At 45.9% G+C, this 15,399-nt stretch carries 8 protein-coding genes, 1 pseudogene and 1 riboswitch; of the genes and pseudogenes, 5 read left to right on the plus strand and 4 right to left on the minus strand.

What is annotated here, in order from left to right; translation table 11 throughout:
* Positions 1-259, minus strand: a pseudogene (locus TCA2_RS00005) (GTP pyrophosphokinase family protein); the annotation flags it as partial.
* A gap of 237 nt (positions 260-496) precedes the next feature.
* On the opposite strand from TCA2_RS00005, the gene TCA2_RS00010 reads away from it, so the two are divergent.
* The 3 genes from TCA2_RS00010 (at position 497) to TCA2_RS00015 (ending at position 9,844) form a co-directional block, all read left to right on the plus strand.
* On the plus strand, positions 497-7,207 hold the full coding sequence (locus TCA2_RS00010) for a DUF11 domain-containing protein (protein WP_052511614.1): 6,711 nt from the start codon (positions 497-499) through the stop codon (positions 7,205-7,207).
* A complete protein-coding gene (locus tag TCA2_RS26010) occupies positions 7,204-8,898 on the plus strand; it encodes a DUF11 domain-containing protein (RefSeq protein WP_052511617.1) in 1,695 nt (564 codons plus the stop codon). The genes TCA2_RS00010 and TCA2_RS26010 overlap by 4 nt, the downstream gene beginning before the upstream one ends.
* Before the next feature lie 340 nt (positions 8,899-9,238).
* A riboswitch (cyclic di-AMP (ydaO/yuaA leader) is annotated at positions 9,239-9,376 on the plus strand.
* A 6-nt stretch (positions 9,377-9,382) separates the two neighbouring features.
* The gene (locus TCA2_RS00015) at positions 9,383-9,844 is read left to right on the plus strand and encodes a C40 family peptidase (RefSeq protein WP_047909527.1); all 462 of its coding nucleotides are present in this window, start codon (positions 9,383-9,385) and stop codon (positions 9,842-9,844) included.
* A 125-nt stretch (positions 9,845-9,969) separates the two neighbouring features.
* Here the strand turns inward: TCA2_RS00015 and glgD are convergent, their stop codons facing one another.
* The gene (gene glgD, locus TCA2_RS00020; RefSeq protein ID WP_047909528.1) at positions 9,970-11,070 is read right to left on the minus strand and encodes a glucose-1-phosphate adenylyltransferase subunit GlgD; all 1,101 of its coding nucleotides are present in this window, start codon (positions 11,068-11,070) and stop codon (positions 9,970-9,972) included.
* A 25-nt stretch (positions 11,071-11,095) separates the two neighbouring features.
* Entirely contained in the window at positions 11,096-12,244 is a 1,149-nt protein-coding gene (locus TCA2_RS00025) for a glucose-1-phosphate adenylyltransferase (RefSeq protein ID WP_047909529.1), read from the minus strand.
* A gap of 483 nt (positions 12,245-12,727) precedes the next feature.
* Here TCA2_RS00025 and TCA2_RS00030 point away from each other — a divergent pair, with 483 nt between their 5' ends.
* On the plus strand, positions 12,728-12,946 hold the full coding sequence (locus TCA2_RS00030; RefSeq protein ID WP_047910171.1) for a hypothetical protein: 219 nt from the start codon (positions 12,728-12,730) through the stop codon (positions 12,944-12,946).
* Between the two features lie 110 nt (positions 12,947-13,056).
* Here the strand turns inward: TCA2_RS00030 and TCA2_RS00035 are convergent, their stop codons facing one another.
* Positions 13,057-13,791, minus strand: coding sequence for a DUF1836 domain-containing protein (locus tag TCA2_RS00035; protein ID WP_047909530.1), 735 nt, complete (start codon positions 13,789-13,791; stop codon positions 13,057-13,059).
* A 245-nt stretch (positions 13,792-14,036) separates the two neighbouring features.
* Here TCA2_RS00035 and TCA2_RS00040 point away from each other — a divergent pair, with 245 nt between their 5' ends.
* Positions 14,037-15,365: a hemolysin family protein gene (locus TCA2_RS00040; protein ID WP_047909531.1), complete on the plus strand. Its 1,329-nt coding sequence runs from the start codon at positions 14,037-14,039 to the stop codon at positions 15,363-15,365.
* The last annotated feature ends 34 nt before the right edge of the window (positions 15,366-15,399 follow it).

Raw genomic sequence — 15,399 nt, forward strand, 5'->3', positions numbered from 1 at the left:
TATCCTTGATATGCTCTTTAATGTTGCCAAGTGAAATCGGATAACCCTTGCGGTACAATTTCTTCAGGATGCTCTCCGGAGACTTCAATCTGGACTTGGTATGTTCAATAGGACTGTAATCATGAAAGGCTTCGAACTCTTCTTTTAGAATCTCGATCTTGGTCTCAATTTCGTCCAGGGCAAATTTGTATACCATCACAAAACGGGTAATTTCATGCTTGATTCTCTTCATCTGATCTAGCTGACTCATTTGATTCATGTGTATTTCTTCCTTCCTCACTCTAGGTGATCCTACAGAAATAACTTGATTAATATTCTTTTCCTCACTTCATTGTACACGATCTGGACTCCCCATTTCAAAACAGGCAGAACACGTAAAAAAAAGTACAAATTTACATGAATTCTGGCATAAGCTGATATAAATGGTTAGACATGATGGTAAAATCGCGTTCATCAGGTTCATTGATATACAAATTCAATCTATATTTTCAAGGGGGTGACTCCAATTCCTCTTGTTTTACGTGCAACGTACAATGCAACAGGCGCAATCACCTTTACCGGTAATACACTTGGCTTAAGCCGCTCCAATACGGAGGGTGTGCCAGGTACCTTGGACAGCATCGGCGCCTTTATCACAACGAACTCGGCAGTCAGATTCGGTACATACCCGTTAGGCACAACCAGCTCATACCAGAGCAACAATTCATCAGCGGTGCTGGTACTTCCCTCAGGAAGTACGGTACTCTATGCCGAGCTTATATGGGGCGGCTCTTACATTAACGGCAGTGTCAATTTAAGTTCTGCAATCAACAACCCGGTAACCTTCACGACTCCTGCCGGCACCAGCAGTGTGACACCTGACCCCACTACTTATAATGCCTTTGATCTTGGTAACGGAGCACAGGCCTATGTAAGATCAGCCAATGTCACTTCCCTTGTTCAGCAAGGAGGAGCAGGGACTTACATTACCGGCGGAGTCGTGGGAACGATCGTTGTTAATAACGATACGACAGCTAATCACGCGGGATGGACGCTTGCCGTAATCTACAATAACCCGACACTGCCTTTTCGTAATATGACGCTTCGGGCAGGCGGTCTTCTGGTTAATGCGTCCAATCAATCGACGATTACCGGATTTGCCACCCCTACTTCAGGCGCACTTGGAGGAAGAGCCCTCTTTAGCGCGCAGGAAGGAGATGCGAACCGTACCGGAGACTCGGCACAATTCGGACCGACCGCTGCTACGCTAGTGTCTTTATCCGGGCCGAACAATTTCGCGAACAACTTCTTCGCCTCACAAATTAATAATGATGCGGGACAGTTGAATACAACAGGAAGCTTTGGCACTTCCAATCAGACGAACGGTGCACCAGGGACGAATATCATCGCCGGACGTCAGGGCTGGGATATTACGAACGTTGATATATCGGCCAGACTTGTCAATAATCAGACCTCAGCGGTGCTTAATCTTACAACCTCCGGCGATGTTTATATCGTGAATGCCAATGCACTGCAGATCAACATTAATTCACCGAATATAACGGTATCCAAAAGCGCAAACGTATCTGGCCTGGTTGTTGGCGACACCGTCATTTACTCCGTTGTTGTTGCGAATACAGGAACAGCAAATGCAGCCAATGTCGTCCTTACCGATGTGCTGCCTGCAGGTCTAACCTTTGTTACGGGAAGCGTTACGGTTGCAGGTACTCAACGACCAACGCTGGATATTCGTTCAGGCGTACCGATCGGCACATTGAATCTGTCAAGCAGCGTGACGATTACGTATCGTGCCACAGTAACGTCTATCCCGAGCCCTCAGCAGGTGGTGAACACGGCGAATGCCGCTTTTACGTTCCAAAGCGTTGCGGGTGGAAGCACCATTAGTGGTGTTATTCCGTCCAATGCTGTTACACTGCCGGTGTATGCTCCCATCTTTAATCTGGTCAAATCATCTAACATCGCTAACGCAACCGTTGGGGATACCCTTACTTATTCAGTTGCAGTTACTAATTCAGGCAATATTGGGGCAACCACCACATTTACTGACAATGTTCCGGCCGGCACCAGCTATGTGCCAGGAAGCTTTCAAGTGAATGGCAATACCATCGCAGGGGCAAATCCTGCGACAGGAGTTAATATCGGAGTCGTTGCGGCAGGCAGCACCTCACAGGTCACATTTCAGGTCGTTGTAAATTCCTTGCCTTCTCCGCCGACACTAAACAATCTAGCCTCCGTATCCTACACCTATCAACCACCGGATGGTCGTGTATTTAGTGGATCCGCAGCCTCCAATACCTTGTCAACGCCTGTATCACTACCAAATGTAGCTGTCAGCAAAACAGCAAATCTGACGGATGCCGCAGTAGGTGAGGTGCTTACGTATACAACGGTGATAGCGAATAACGGCACTACAGCCTTGGGAAGCATCGTATTTACGGATGTAATTCCTGCAGGAACCTCCCTTGTACCCGGAAGCGTCACGGTAAATGGAGTAACCCGCAATAATGCGAATCCCGGAAGCGGTATTTCGCTGCCAAGTATCACAGGAGGAAGCTCATCGACCGTAACCTTTCAGGTGCTCATCCAGTCTGTTCCTGCTAGCGGGCAAGTCGTCAATCAGGCCAGTGTCGCATACCGTTCAGGGACTTTTAACGGTCTTGGTACCTCGAACACGGTATCTACTCCTGTATATCAGCCGATTATCAGTGCTGTGAAAGCACTAAACGACAATTATGCTACAATCGGCGATACCATTACAGTAAACATCAGCCTGCAAAATACAGGTAACATCGGTGCACAAGTATCAGTCACAGATCCTATACCTGCTGGTACCCTTTTTGTCCCAGGGAGTGTTACGATTGGAGGCACCAGTGTGCCTGGCGCTGATCCGGTATCAGGCATATTTATAGGGACACTGACAGCGGGCAGCACCAATACGATTACTTTTCAGCTTCAGGTAGCATCACTACCTTCACCGCCTTCCATATCAAATACGGCTTCGGCTAATTACTCCTACGTGCTTCCGAGCGGCCGTACGCTGACAGGCACAAGATTATCCAATAACGTCACTATACCTGTATCGGCTCCCAACGTAACGGTTAATAAAATCGCCAATGCAACCGAAGCGGCAATCGGTGATGTCATCACTTATACCCTTACTGCTTCCAACAATGGTGTAGAGCCCGTCAGCAATGTCATTGTCTCGGATACCATCCCGCAGGGGACTGTCTTTGTACCGGGTTCAGTAAGAATTAACGGAGTAGTGTCTCAAGCTTCCAATCCTTCTGCCGGTGTTGCCATCGGCTCCGTACCTGGTCAGTCCTCCGTCGTAGTCAGCTTCCAGCTCCAGGTTACTGCACTTAACGAATCGGGGCTTGTAGCCAATCAAGCAAATGTCGCCTTTACCAGCGGTACATTTACGGGGGCATCTGTTTCCAATACGGTCATCTTACCGGTATATAATGCGGACATCTCAATAGCCAAGTCTGCCAGCCTATCGAATGTAACAGTGGGTCAGACCTTAACTTATACTTTTGTACTCTCGAATACAGGAAATACGCCGGCGTTTGCAACACTCTTCGATGAGCTTCCGCCAGAGGTCGTATTTGATGCTAACAGTGTTGTCATTGATGGTCAGCCAACTCCAGGTGCAGACCCAGAAACAGGAATCAACATTACCAGCATTCCTGCGGGCGGTACGACGACAGTCACCTTCATTGCGACCGTCAATGACCTGCCGGCATCCCAGCAGGTGATCAATCAGGCTGACGTGAACTACTTCTACCAGACAGGAAGCGGAAGAACATTAACCGGCACAGCCACCTCCAATTCGGTCACGGTTAACGTCTCGGCTCCAAATGTGACACTCAGCAAGACTCCCTCCAGAACAACGGCTATTGTGGGAGATTCTATTATTTATACGCTTGTCGTTACAAACAATGGAGGCGCAGCAATTAATAACATCGTGCTCAGCGATATGCTTCCATCCCAAGTTTCCTTCATTCCTGGGAGCGTGACTGTAAATGGAACTCCTCTTCCATCTGCATCTCCGCAATCAGGCATTCCAATCGGCAGTTTGGCTCCCGCAGCCACCAGGGCCGTAACTTTTGAGGTGAATGTGACCATGGCAGTGCCTTCAGAAATTAATAACCAATCAACCGTAAGCTTTACATCCGGCGTCTTCTCAGGTACTTCGAACTCCAATACATCTACCATTCCTGTCATACAGCCGCAAATTTCTCTGCAAAAAACAGCAAGTACAAGTAACGCAACAGTGGGTGATACCATTGTATATACCGTTGTTATTACCAACGCAGGCAATCTGGCAGCCAATTTGGTTCTGACCGATACCATTCCGGCAGGAACCACATTTTCGCCCAATAGTGTTATTGTTCAGGGCAGCCCGGTTCCGGGTGTTGTCATCAGTGATGGGGTCAGTATTGGTACCATTGCTGCAGGACAGAGCGTAACCGTCTCTTTTGCCGTCGTGGTTACTTCCCTGCCGTCGCCGCAGCTGATCACCAATCAGGCATCCTCTGTCTTTACTTTTACACCTCCGGATAATCGGACGTTGACGGGCACTGCGGTATCGAATACGGTCAGCTTCCCGGTGTCCGCTCCAGATGTAGAAGTGACGAAATCGAGCTCGCTGGCCGATGTTTCAGTGGGAGATATTATTACCTTTACGGTAACTACCCTGAATGAAGGGATTGCTCCGGTCACGAACGTCCTGTTCTCAGATCCTACACCAGGCACAACCTTCATACCGGGCAGTGTGACCATTAACGGGGTGCCTGATCCTTCTGCTTTTCCTTCAGGAGGAATTGATCTGGGTACCATTACTCCTGGAACCTCTACCACAGTAACCTACAACGTAAGTGTAGATACGGTACCAAGTCCTCCTCAAATAACAAATCAGGCAGCAGTTACCTATACTTCAGGAGCCTTTACTGGTACCACTTACTCCAACACGCCGGTTATCCCGGTGTATGAGCCTGTTCTTAATGCTGTCAAGTCAGGGAGCACCCTCAATGCGACTGTCGGTGATACGATCACCTATACCATTAGTGTAGCAAATTCAGGCAATTATGCTGCATCATTCACATTAACAGACCCGATCCCAGCTGGGACGTCCTTTGTTGCCAATAGTGTATTAATTAACGGACTTCCTGCTCCGGGAGCCGATCCGGCAGTAGGTATTCCCGCGGGAGTCGTGTCTCCAGGTACTTCTACAACCATCATGTTCTCGGTCGTTATTGATACCTTGCCGAGCCCGCAAATTCTATCAAATCAATCGTTTATTGCTTATGCTTACACACTTCCTTCCGGCAGAACCCTAAGCGACAACACCGCATCCAATGTCTCTGTCATAACGGTGTCCGCTCCAAACGTCGCGGTAGTAAAAATATCTGCCCTGACGGCGCTATCAGTAGGGGATGTAAATACTTACAGTGTTAACGTCACAAATAACGGCATTGCTGCCGTTAATAATGTAATTCTGAGCGATCCGCTGCCATCATTTACAACCTTTGTTTCCGGAAGTGTAACGGTGGATGCTGTATCTGTTCCCGCCGCCAATCCTTCTACCGGCATCAACATTGGAAGCATTCCGCCGGGTGCCAGTGTCAATGTAACTTTTCAGGTGCAGGTGAACGCTCTGCCTCCGACAACACCTGCAGAGCTTACTAACCGAACGACTGTTACCTTTACTTCCGGTACCTTCTCCGGCAGTGCCTTCTCCAACACCGTGACGACTCCTGTATACCAACCGATCCTAACAGCTGTAAAGTCCGCCAATACGGCTAATGCTACCGTCGGAGATACCGTCGTTTACAGCATCGTCTACTCCAATGCAGGTAACTATGGAGCCAATGTCATCCTAACGGATAACATTCCGGCGGGAACAACACTGGTTCCTAACAGTGTCATTGTGAATGGAGCTCCGATCGCAGGTGCTAATCCGGCAGCAGGCATTGACCTCGGGGTCATCTCGACAACAGCTACTGTTCTCTTCTCAGTAACGGTAGACAGCCTGCCTGTAAGCCAGCAGCTATCCAACCAGGCCAATTCAACCTTTACCTATACATTGCCAGACGGTCGTACGTTAAACGGATCCTTTGCTTCCAATCTGCTGCAGATTCCGGTCTCTTCACCGAACGTTACCTTAGTCAAGAGCGTCTCGGTTCCTACGGCAGTGGTAGGAGACACCATTACTTACAGCATAGTAATTACCAATAACGGGATTACGAACGTCACTAACGCGGTTCTATCTGATGTGCTTCCGTCCCAGAGCAGCTTCGTTCCAGGCAGTGTGACAATCAATGGCGCTACTCAGCCGAATGCGAATCCCGCGGGAGGAATCAGCATCGGTACACTTGCACCCGGGGCATCAGCAACCGTTACTTTTGCTGTCAGTATCAATGCGTTGCCCCCAGCGCCTTATACGATTGAGAACCAATCATCGATCAGCTTTACAACCGGAACCTTTACGGGAGCTTCCTATTCGAATACAGTTTCAACTGCGATCTATCAGCCAATCTTTAATCTTGTCAAAACGGCAAGCTCGTCTAACGCAACCGTTGGCGATACGATTGTATATTTCCTAAGCTTGACGAACAACGGCAACCTGCCGGGAGATATGGTCTTGTTTGATGACCTGCCAACAGGTACCGTGCTCGTTCCGAACAGCGTACTTATTAATGGAGTTCCTCAACCGGGAGCTAATCCGGGCACTGGCATCCCTGTCGGGCTGGTTCAGCCTGGAAGCAGCGTAGCCATTACCGTTACACTTCAAGTTGTCGTTGATACGCTGCCGAATCCTCAGCAGTTAGTCAATCAAGCGACCGGTAATTATACGTACTCACCGCCAGATGGACGTGTAATATACGGTACCGTCAGCTCCAATGTGCTGGTTATTCCCGTATCATCGCCAGATGTATCTGTAGTGAAGAGCTCCCCTGCAATTGATGCTGTCGTCGGAGATGTCATCACGTATACAGTCGTTATTACCAACAACGGAATCACTGAAGTGAACAATGTCATCATGGTTGACCCTGTACCGGTTGGCACGGTTTTTGTCACCGGCAGTGTTACCGTAGACGGAGTACCAAGACCTTCAGCCAATCCGAATTCGGGCATTAATGTTGGAACGATTGAAGAAGGTACCTCTGTCACGGTTACTTTCCAGGTGCAGGTTGTCATGATATGAGCCTTGATTCGAACCAGGGGCGCCGTCTTCAGAACCAAACGTCGGTTACCTTTATATCGGGAGCTTCAGATGGGGTAGCTTATTCCAATCTGGTGAGTATCCCCTTAACAGGCCCGGTAATTACGCTTCAGAAATCAGCTTCCGTTACGCAAGCAGCACTAGGCAGCATCATCACTTACGAGCTGAACATCGCTAACACGGGAAACGCCGATGCAGAGGTAACTGTGAGAGATGCAATTCCGGAAGGGATGCAATTTATTCCTAATAGTGTGATTCGTAATGGGCAGCCTCTTCCGGGTGTCGACGTAACTTCCCCTCTAAATATAGGTATCGTTGCCACTAGCTCAGGGGTAAATATCAGTTTTCAAACCATTGTCACCAGCATTCCTCCTTCTAACGAGCTCTACAACGTGGCAAGCGCAGCATATACTTTTCAAACTTTAGATGGTCGAACCATCACGAGGGAGGTTACTTCTAACGGTGTACGAATCGCACTTGCGAATGCGCAGCTCACCATATCTCAGCGTGCAAGCACATTGCAAACCTTTGTTGGAGATGTGATTACTTTTACAGTAACGATTCAAAATACAGGTTCTGTACCCGTGATCAATGCGAGATTGAGCGTAGTGCTCTCTGCAGGATTGAGCTTTGTACCGGGGAGTGTGATACTTAACGGTATTATCTCTCCGGGTCTTGATCCTGTTCAAGGCTTTATACTTCCCGTCATTAATCCTGGAGAGGTTGTGCAGCTGACATACCAAGTTCGTGTGCTCAGCGTTAGTCGTCCCTTATCCAGTGAAGTATTCGTCACTTACTCCTCTGACGGGGTGCCTGTTCAAACCGGTTCCAATGAGGTCATACTCTCCCCTGTTGAGCCCGTCGTGAACATGGTCGTAACGGTCATGCCGGAGCAAGTCACCTATGGAGGCGCTGTTCAGTTTACCGCTGAAATACGGAATGAGGGAGATCTCCCGATTGAGGCCGTTTACTATATGAATTTTCCACAAGGTTTGATCTTCGAGGATTATTCGGTTCAAATCAACGGGGTCGAGGTTCACAATGCAAATCCAGTGCTAGGCATAAGACTGGGTACTTTGTTTCCTCGATCCAGAACGGTTATTACGTACCGAGCCCTTGTATCCTTCACCCCCTATTCTCGAATTACGCAGATGAATCTGATCAATCAAGCAGCTCTCCAGTTTACGTATCGACTGACCGATAGCAGAACGGTCTCGCTTCGAGAGGAGGCAGAGGTCCAGGTATTATTTCTTGCACCTGTTATTCAGGCAGAGCTCACTTCACAGCCTGTCCGTGTTGAGCGGGGTGACGAGGTCACCCTACGAATCTTGGTTCGCAATACGGGGAATCTTGCCGCAGCTCTATCGCTGCAAGGTTTCATTCCTCCGGGTACAGCGCTTATGAGGGGAATCTTGCACTTACCTGATGGGACCACAAGGCCCTTCTCAATACATGATTTGTTAGACGGGATACTCTTCATAGGGGTTCTTGAGCCAGGACAATATGCAGAGATTGAATATATCGTGCGTGTGAATATCGATGGACTCCTGCCATCCGATTTGTTAAAAGGGTATGTTACTGTATTGTTTACTTATTTGTTTGCGAACGAAGAATATACGCTGGAAGTTCATTCGAACGAATATATCATTGTAATCGAGCAGCATGATGAATAGAAATATCATATTCAATATATAAAAATCCCTCACTTCATTCCTGGAAGTGAGGGATTTTCTATTCTTGGATGATACGCAACTCTTCATTCTACTAAATTCGACAAAAACTAATGACAAGTTTGTTAGAAATTTATGAACGAATGAACACCTTCTAAAGTTCCTATACCTTCGGTTTAACGAGCACTTCACGATTTATTTTACACAACAACGAAAAAACTATGCCAAACTTCGGAAAAGAGAGTTGATAAATATACCAGTGAATGATAAAATCCAAAAGTAGATAAAGTAACAATTTCGTAATCATTAATGTCACTTTCGTTGTCGAAATCATTAGGTGTATGACTGATAACTGCCGAATTCTCGCACCAAGAAGCGGGGGACCCGACCATTTATGGGTGAATTGATCAATATTAAAGTGATCATAGGGAACCTTCAACCGAATCCTTAGCTAACCTCGCAGGCATTGGAAGGAGTATTATTTACTTTGAAAAAGACACTAACAGCAGCGGCACTAGGGTTCGCTCTATTATTCTCCGCAGGAGTTACAGAAGCATCCGCTTCTATTCTATCTAAAACAGTTAACAATACCGTAGGCATACCGTACCAATTTGGCGGTTCTACTCTATCAGGGTTCGATTGCTCTGGGTTTACTCGATATGTATATAAGCAGCTTGGCGTGAATCTGCCACATAGCTCTAAACAGCAATTTCATAAAGGACAAGCTATCAAGAAATCCGAGCTTGTAAAGGGAGATCTTGTCTTCTTTAATACCAGCGGATCCGGTGTTTCTCATGTGGGAATTTACCTGGGCAACAATCAATTTGTGTCCGCTACCTCTTCCAAAGGGATTGCCATTACACCGATCAACAAAGGCTATTGGAGCTCCAAATATTACGGCGCCAAAAGAATGCTGAGCCCGGCCTCTGCTGAGAGAGCTGGATTATAATTACATTACCCGATTTATTATCGTTCAATCAAATAGTGTAATGCTATAGAATGAATAACAGAAGGTCCAGGAATAATTCCTGGACCTTCTATTATATTTGGCACAGCCGGCTTGAAGCATTATGTTTAGATTTGGCTGCTCTTCGCAATGACATAAGGCTTCTTGGCATCACCAATCAGCCGGCGATCTACAGATAAGTGCACATCCTTATCCAATATCACGTTCTCAAGCACTGCGTTCTCCTCAATTACACATTTCTGCATAATAATTGAGTTGCGGATCTGTGCCCCGTTATGTATCTTGACCCCTCTGAAAATGATACTGTTCTCCACCGTCCCCCCAATAACGCATCCATTCGCAATTAAGGAATTATGGACTTCGGCCTGTTCTAAATAACGCGTTGGCGGCTCATACTTAATCTTGGTATGCACCTCATGATATTTAAACAGCTGGTTGTACTGTTCCTGCTGAAGCAGCTCCAGGCTGTTGCGGTAATAGCTGTCTACGGAGTTAATCACGGCATGATATCCAGTATAGGCATAAGCTGCAATTTTGAGATTGGCCAGGTTGTTCTGTATTCCATCTCGGAAGAAATGATTATGGCCGTGAGCAATACAATGATCTATTAATTTCAGAAATAACTGCTTCTCTATAATAAATGCGCCCAAATAAATATTAGGATGTCCACCTTCCCCATGCATCCCGGTGACCCAGCCGTTATCCACATCCATCCGGATGCTTGATTCATATTCGGGGAGGATTTCATCTGCTCTTTTATACAGTAATGTGATGTCAGCTTGTGTTTCCAAATGGTAATTAAACATCTCTCTGTAATCAACTGTGTAGAGATGCTGGCTGCCGGTATGAATAATATGTGTTCCAGACCCTCTCAGGAAAAAATCACGATTGTTATGAAAATGCTGCAAATCCCCTTTGGATCTGTCGGTGGGGTCATTCCAATCCGGCGGCAATATGAACAGTCCTCCATGCTTGCGATCCAAATCCCAAGGCGCACCTTCCCCTAAATGATCCATCAGGGATCGATATTTACGACGGACGAATAAAGCGATGTTATGAACTCCGGAATGCATCATATTGGACAGGACAAAATCAATTAAACGATACCTGCCTGCAAATGGAACGGCTGCGCCGCAGCGAAAATATGTTAATTCGTTCATTAAATCGAGTTCATGATCCAAATTCACTACTCCCATGAGCTGTTGCATATATCGGCCACCGTCCCTGTTCATATTATTTCAAACCATAGGTATGAGGTCTGTAAGCTTCATCAACGAGCAATATTTCATCCTGATCCTCTCCACCTATTGTAGAGCCGTCTCTGATGATCATATTTTCGCTCACGATCGCTTTATGGATCTTGACGTTCTTCCCAATCTTCACCTTAGGCATGATCACCGAATCTGTAATTTCGCTTCCCTCTCCAACTTCAACGCCATAGAATAATACAGACCGGTTCACATTACCGTGCACTACACAGCCTTCATTCACGATACTGCTGCGCACTTTCGCATCCTTCGAGATGTAGCATGCAGGTTCATTAGGATTACGGGAAAATATCCGCCAGTTCGGATCATTCAAATTTAATGGTGGATCGTCAACCAAGAGGTCCATATTCGCCTCCCACAAACTTTGGACGGTACCGACATCCTTCCAATATCCGTCAAATGGGTATGCGAACAGCCTTTTCTCATTGCGGAGCAGAAGAGGAATAATATCTTTACCAAAATCATATGTAGAATTCGGATCCTGCTCGCTCTCGAGCAAATGCTGACGGAGTACCGTCCATTTGAACAAGTACACCCCCATCGAAGCAAGCGTGCTGCGCGGCATAGCCGGTTTTTCTTCAAATTCGAAGATTTCGTAATTATCGTTCGTATTTAGCAGTCCAAATCGACTTGCCTCAGATAATGGAACGTCAATGACGGATATCGTACAATCCGAGTCTCGCTCCTTATGGTACTGCAGCATGGCATCGTAGTTCATCTTGTAGATATGATCACCTGACAATATAAGCACATGCTCAGGATCAAACTGATCAACAAAATGGATATTGCGATAAATCGCATCGGCTGTTCCCCGATACCAGCTGTTACTCCCTTCACGTTCGTGCGGAGGAAGGACAAATACTCCACCTTTACACCGGTTAAGGTCCCAATCACTCCCAATACCGACATAGGAATGAAGGATCAGCGGCTCATACTGAGTCAGTACACCGACAGTATCAATTCCGGAATTTGCACAATTACTAAGCGGAAAATCAATAATACGATAGGTTCCTCCAAAATAAACCGCAGGCTTGGCTAAAGTTTTGGTCAGACCCTTCAAACGTTTACCTTGTCCTCCGGCCAGCAACATGGCCACCACTTCTTTTTTGTTCATGGAAGAGCCTCCTCAGGATGGTATGAGTCATTGTAGCTGCTTCTTATGAAGTGAATATGCAGGTATGAAGTTGTAATGTATGTATGTCTGTTTGTGAAGAAGGTAAGAAATGATGTAAATACTGAAGAAGTGGTACATGGCGGTAAACACTTGGTGCAGGTGCATGAGGTTTAAATTAACGAGAGTGAAGAAGCTTGCTTAAGAATATTTACACATTTGACTCTATTTCATAACACATGAACAGGCCTTACGAAATGAATTTATTTCTATTTTTATTATAAACAATTGCAATAGCTCTTGACAAACAGAGGTTTATGACGTTTTGCCCCTAATCTCCTCAGGATATGTCGACTTTAGACATATTTTTATTTTTACAAAAAATATAATGCGTTGGGCTTGCATTACATGTTCGCAGATAGTAAAATACGGCTTTGAGTGTATGAACTATATTAAGAATTAACGCTAAGAAAGGGGATTATTCCCATGGAACTTCTCAAATCTGAATTGCCCGGTGTAGGGATGAAGTATCAATTGGAGACGAAAGCAGGTTCCAATTTCATCATTGTCCATCATGAGGATGGACGCCGTGAAATCTACTGTTCCGATCCAGAGGATCACGAGAGCCTCATCTTTATTGCCGAGCTGGAGGATGAGGAGTGTATGCTGCTCTCGAGTATTATTGGCGGGTGGAATGAAAGGTAATTAACCCATAGTCAAACAACCAAAAAATCAGACAGTCGTGTACAGAGCTGCGTCTTTTGTACGAGGACTGTCTTTTTTTGTATCCTTCGGGATTAATGAGTAATCCTTTCTTATAAAAATAAGGTGGCATTCAAATAACGTCTGGACAGAGAATACAGATACGTCGTCTGGATCGATAATGTGGCAATGAACAAAATATTTCGAACGATCAAATGCTGTTTCTCAGACAAATGGGTAAATTGTCCCGCCATTCTGCTCGCTGCCGAACGTATTTCTTCCTCCACTGACTTACCCTTATGGAGCGTTTGTTCAAATTGACCATCTAGCTGTTCAAACAGTTCAGCATAGGTGCTGTACAGTTTCAGTGGACTAATCAGATCATCATCTTCGCGCTCCGGCTGGTTAAATACCCCTTCAAACAAATGACGTATAGAATCAAAATCAAGCACGGATTTAAGATCATCAATCATGAATAATAATGAAGCTTGATTGATGGAATACTTTTTACCGATTTTTGGAGATGAGAGATATTCTTTGAAGTCTCGTTTCACCCAGTTTTGCATCGATGTAATAGAGACGTTGGAATATTCAACAAGCTGACCGAGCGAAGCGATTTCCTGCAATGAGAACCCAGGGCCACGATTACCCTTAATAAGCTTCTCTAAGATCGGCGGTACAGAAGTGGATAGAAATGCGGGGAGTGTATTGCCCTTCTCCACATCTGACGGATGATGTTTATTCCATGCTTTTTGGAGCATGGCTAGGGGTGTTTCATGATGTTGTCCCTCGATGGACAGCAGCAATTGTGCCATTTCACAGCGAGTAAGAGAGAACAACTCTGTCATCTAACGGACCTCCCTTGTTTGTTAAATGTTTGTTAAAAATCACATGGATTTATATTACGCTGAACGTATGACCTTGTAAAGAGAGGTCTGATTAAGGAAATTTGGCGTCTAACTTCCTATTAGGGCCAAATTAAGCCTACACGGTCTATTATTAACCCTACAGACCATTGATAATCACAGGATAAGTTCGGTATATTAGTTCATATGAACCTAAAATTTATTATAAAGGATTGTGAAGAACTCTAATGGGTATAGGACCGAATTTATTAGTGTTTGCAATACTCATTGTACTAACCGCATTCTTCGTCGCTACGGAATTTGCGATTATTAAGCTCAGGCCGAGCCGTGTCGACCAGCTGGTGCTCGAAGGACGCAGAGGCGCCCTTGCCGTACAGAAGGTAACCACGAATCTGGATGGTTATTTATCCGCTTGTCAGCTTGGAATTACCATTACCGCATTAGGACTTGGATGGTTAGGTGAGCCAACCGTCGCAATTATGATTGAACCGTTGTTTGCACACCTGGGTGCTCCCGATGAACTGGTCCATCTCTTCTCTTTCATTATTGCGTTTATGATCGTTACATTCTTACATGTTGTTGTCGGTGAGCTTGCACCGAAGACAATGGCGATCCAAAAAGCCGAAGCGATCACGTTCATCGTTGCTGGACCGATTATGCTGTTTTATAAGATGATGTATCCTTTTATTTGGCTGCTTAACGGCTCTGCTAACAAGCTTGTTCAAATGTTTGGTCTAAAACCGGTGAAGGAACACGAGGATGCACACTCGGAGGAAGAAATACAAATTATATTATCCGAGAGCTACCAGAGCGGTAAAATTAACAATACGGAATATGGATATGTAAACCGTATATTTGCTTTTGACGAGAAGCTTGCCAAGGAGATCATGATTCCTCGTACCGATATGGTCTGCTTATATACGAACAATACACTTGAAGAGAACATGAGTATTATCCGCAGAGAACAATATACACGCTTTCCTGTTGCCCACCAAGGGAAGGATCAGATCGTAGGCATGATTAATACGAAGCAAATGTTCCTGAATTATAGAGAGAATGAAGCGTTTGATCTGAAGCAGTTCATGCACCCTGTACTATCTGTTTCAGAAGCAACACCTGTGAATGAGCTCTTAAAGAGAATGCAAAAAGAACAGGTTCACCTGGCCGTCATTGTTGATGAATTCGGCGGTACTGCTGGACTCATCACAATTGAGGATATTCTTGAAGAAATCGTCGGTGAAATTCGGGATGAATTTGACTCCGAGGAGCGTAAGGAGATCGAACAGATCGGAGAGTTGCATTATATTGTGGACGGCAAAATTCAGCTGGATCAAATTGCCGACCTCACAGGCCTGCACTTCGATCTAGAAACCGCCGATACGATTGGCGGCTGGCTGTTCACGATCCTGATGAATCCCAAGGTCGGCCATACCCATTATCACGAAGGAATGATCTTCACTGTCAAAGAAGTAGGCCGCAACCGCGTCAAGAAGGTTGAATTCAAAAAAGCTCCCGAGGAGCTTGAGCTGGAATTGACCCCACAAGCGGTAGGCTAGAGTATATTCCAGAGATTACTCAAATACGGCAGCC

The organism is Paenibacillus sp. TCA20 (assembly GCF_000732325.1).
In the GTDB taxonomy this organism is placed as follows: domain Bacteria; phylum Bacillota; class Bacilli; order Paenibacillales; family Paenibacillaceae; genus Paenibacillus; species Paenibacillus urinalis.

Coding starts and splice junctions, on each gene's coding strand:
- TCA2_RS26010 (WP_052511617.1), top strand. CDS start 7,204: ATGAGCCTTGATTCGAACCAGGGGCGCCGTCTTCAGAACCAAACGTCG.
- glgD (WP_047909528.1), bottom strand. CDS start 11,070: ATGCAACAGCTCATGGGAGTAGTGAATTTGGATCATGAACTCGATTTA.
- TCA2_RS00025 (WP_047909529.1), bottom strand. CDS start 12,244: ATGAACAAAAAAGAAGTGGTGGCCATGTTGCTGGCCGGAGGACAAGGT.
- TCA2_RS00030 (WP_047910171.1), top strand. CDS start 12,728: ATGGAACTTCTCAAATCTGAATTGCCCGGTGTAGGGATGAAGTATCAA.
- TCA2_RS00035 (WP_047909530.1), bottom strand. CDS start 13,791: ATGACAGAGTTGTTCTCTCTTACTCGCTGTGAAATGGCACAATTGCTG.
- TCA2_RS00040 (WP_047909531.1), top strand. CDS start 14,037: ATGGGTATAGGACCGAATTTATTAGTGTTTGCAATACTCATTGTACTA.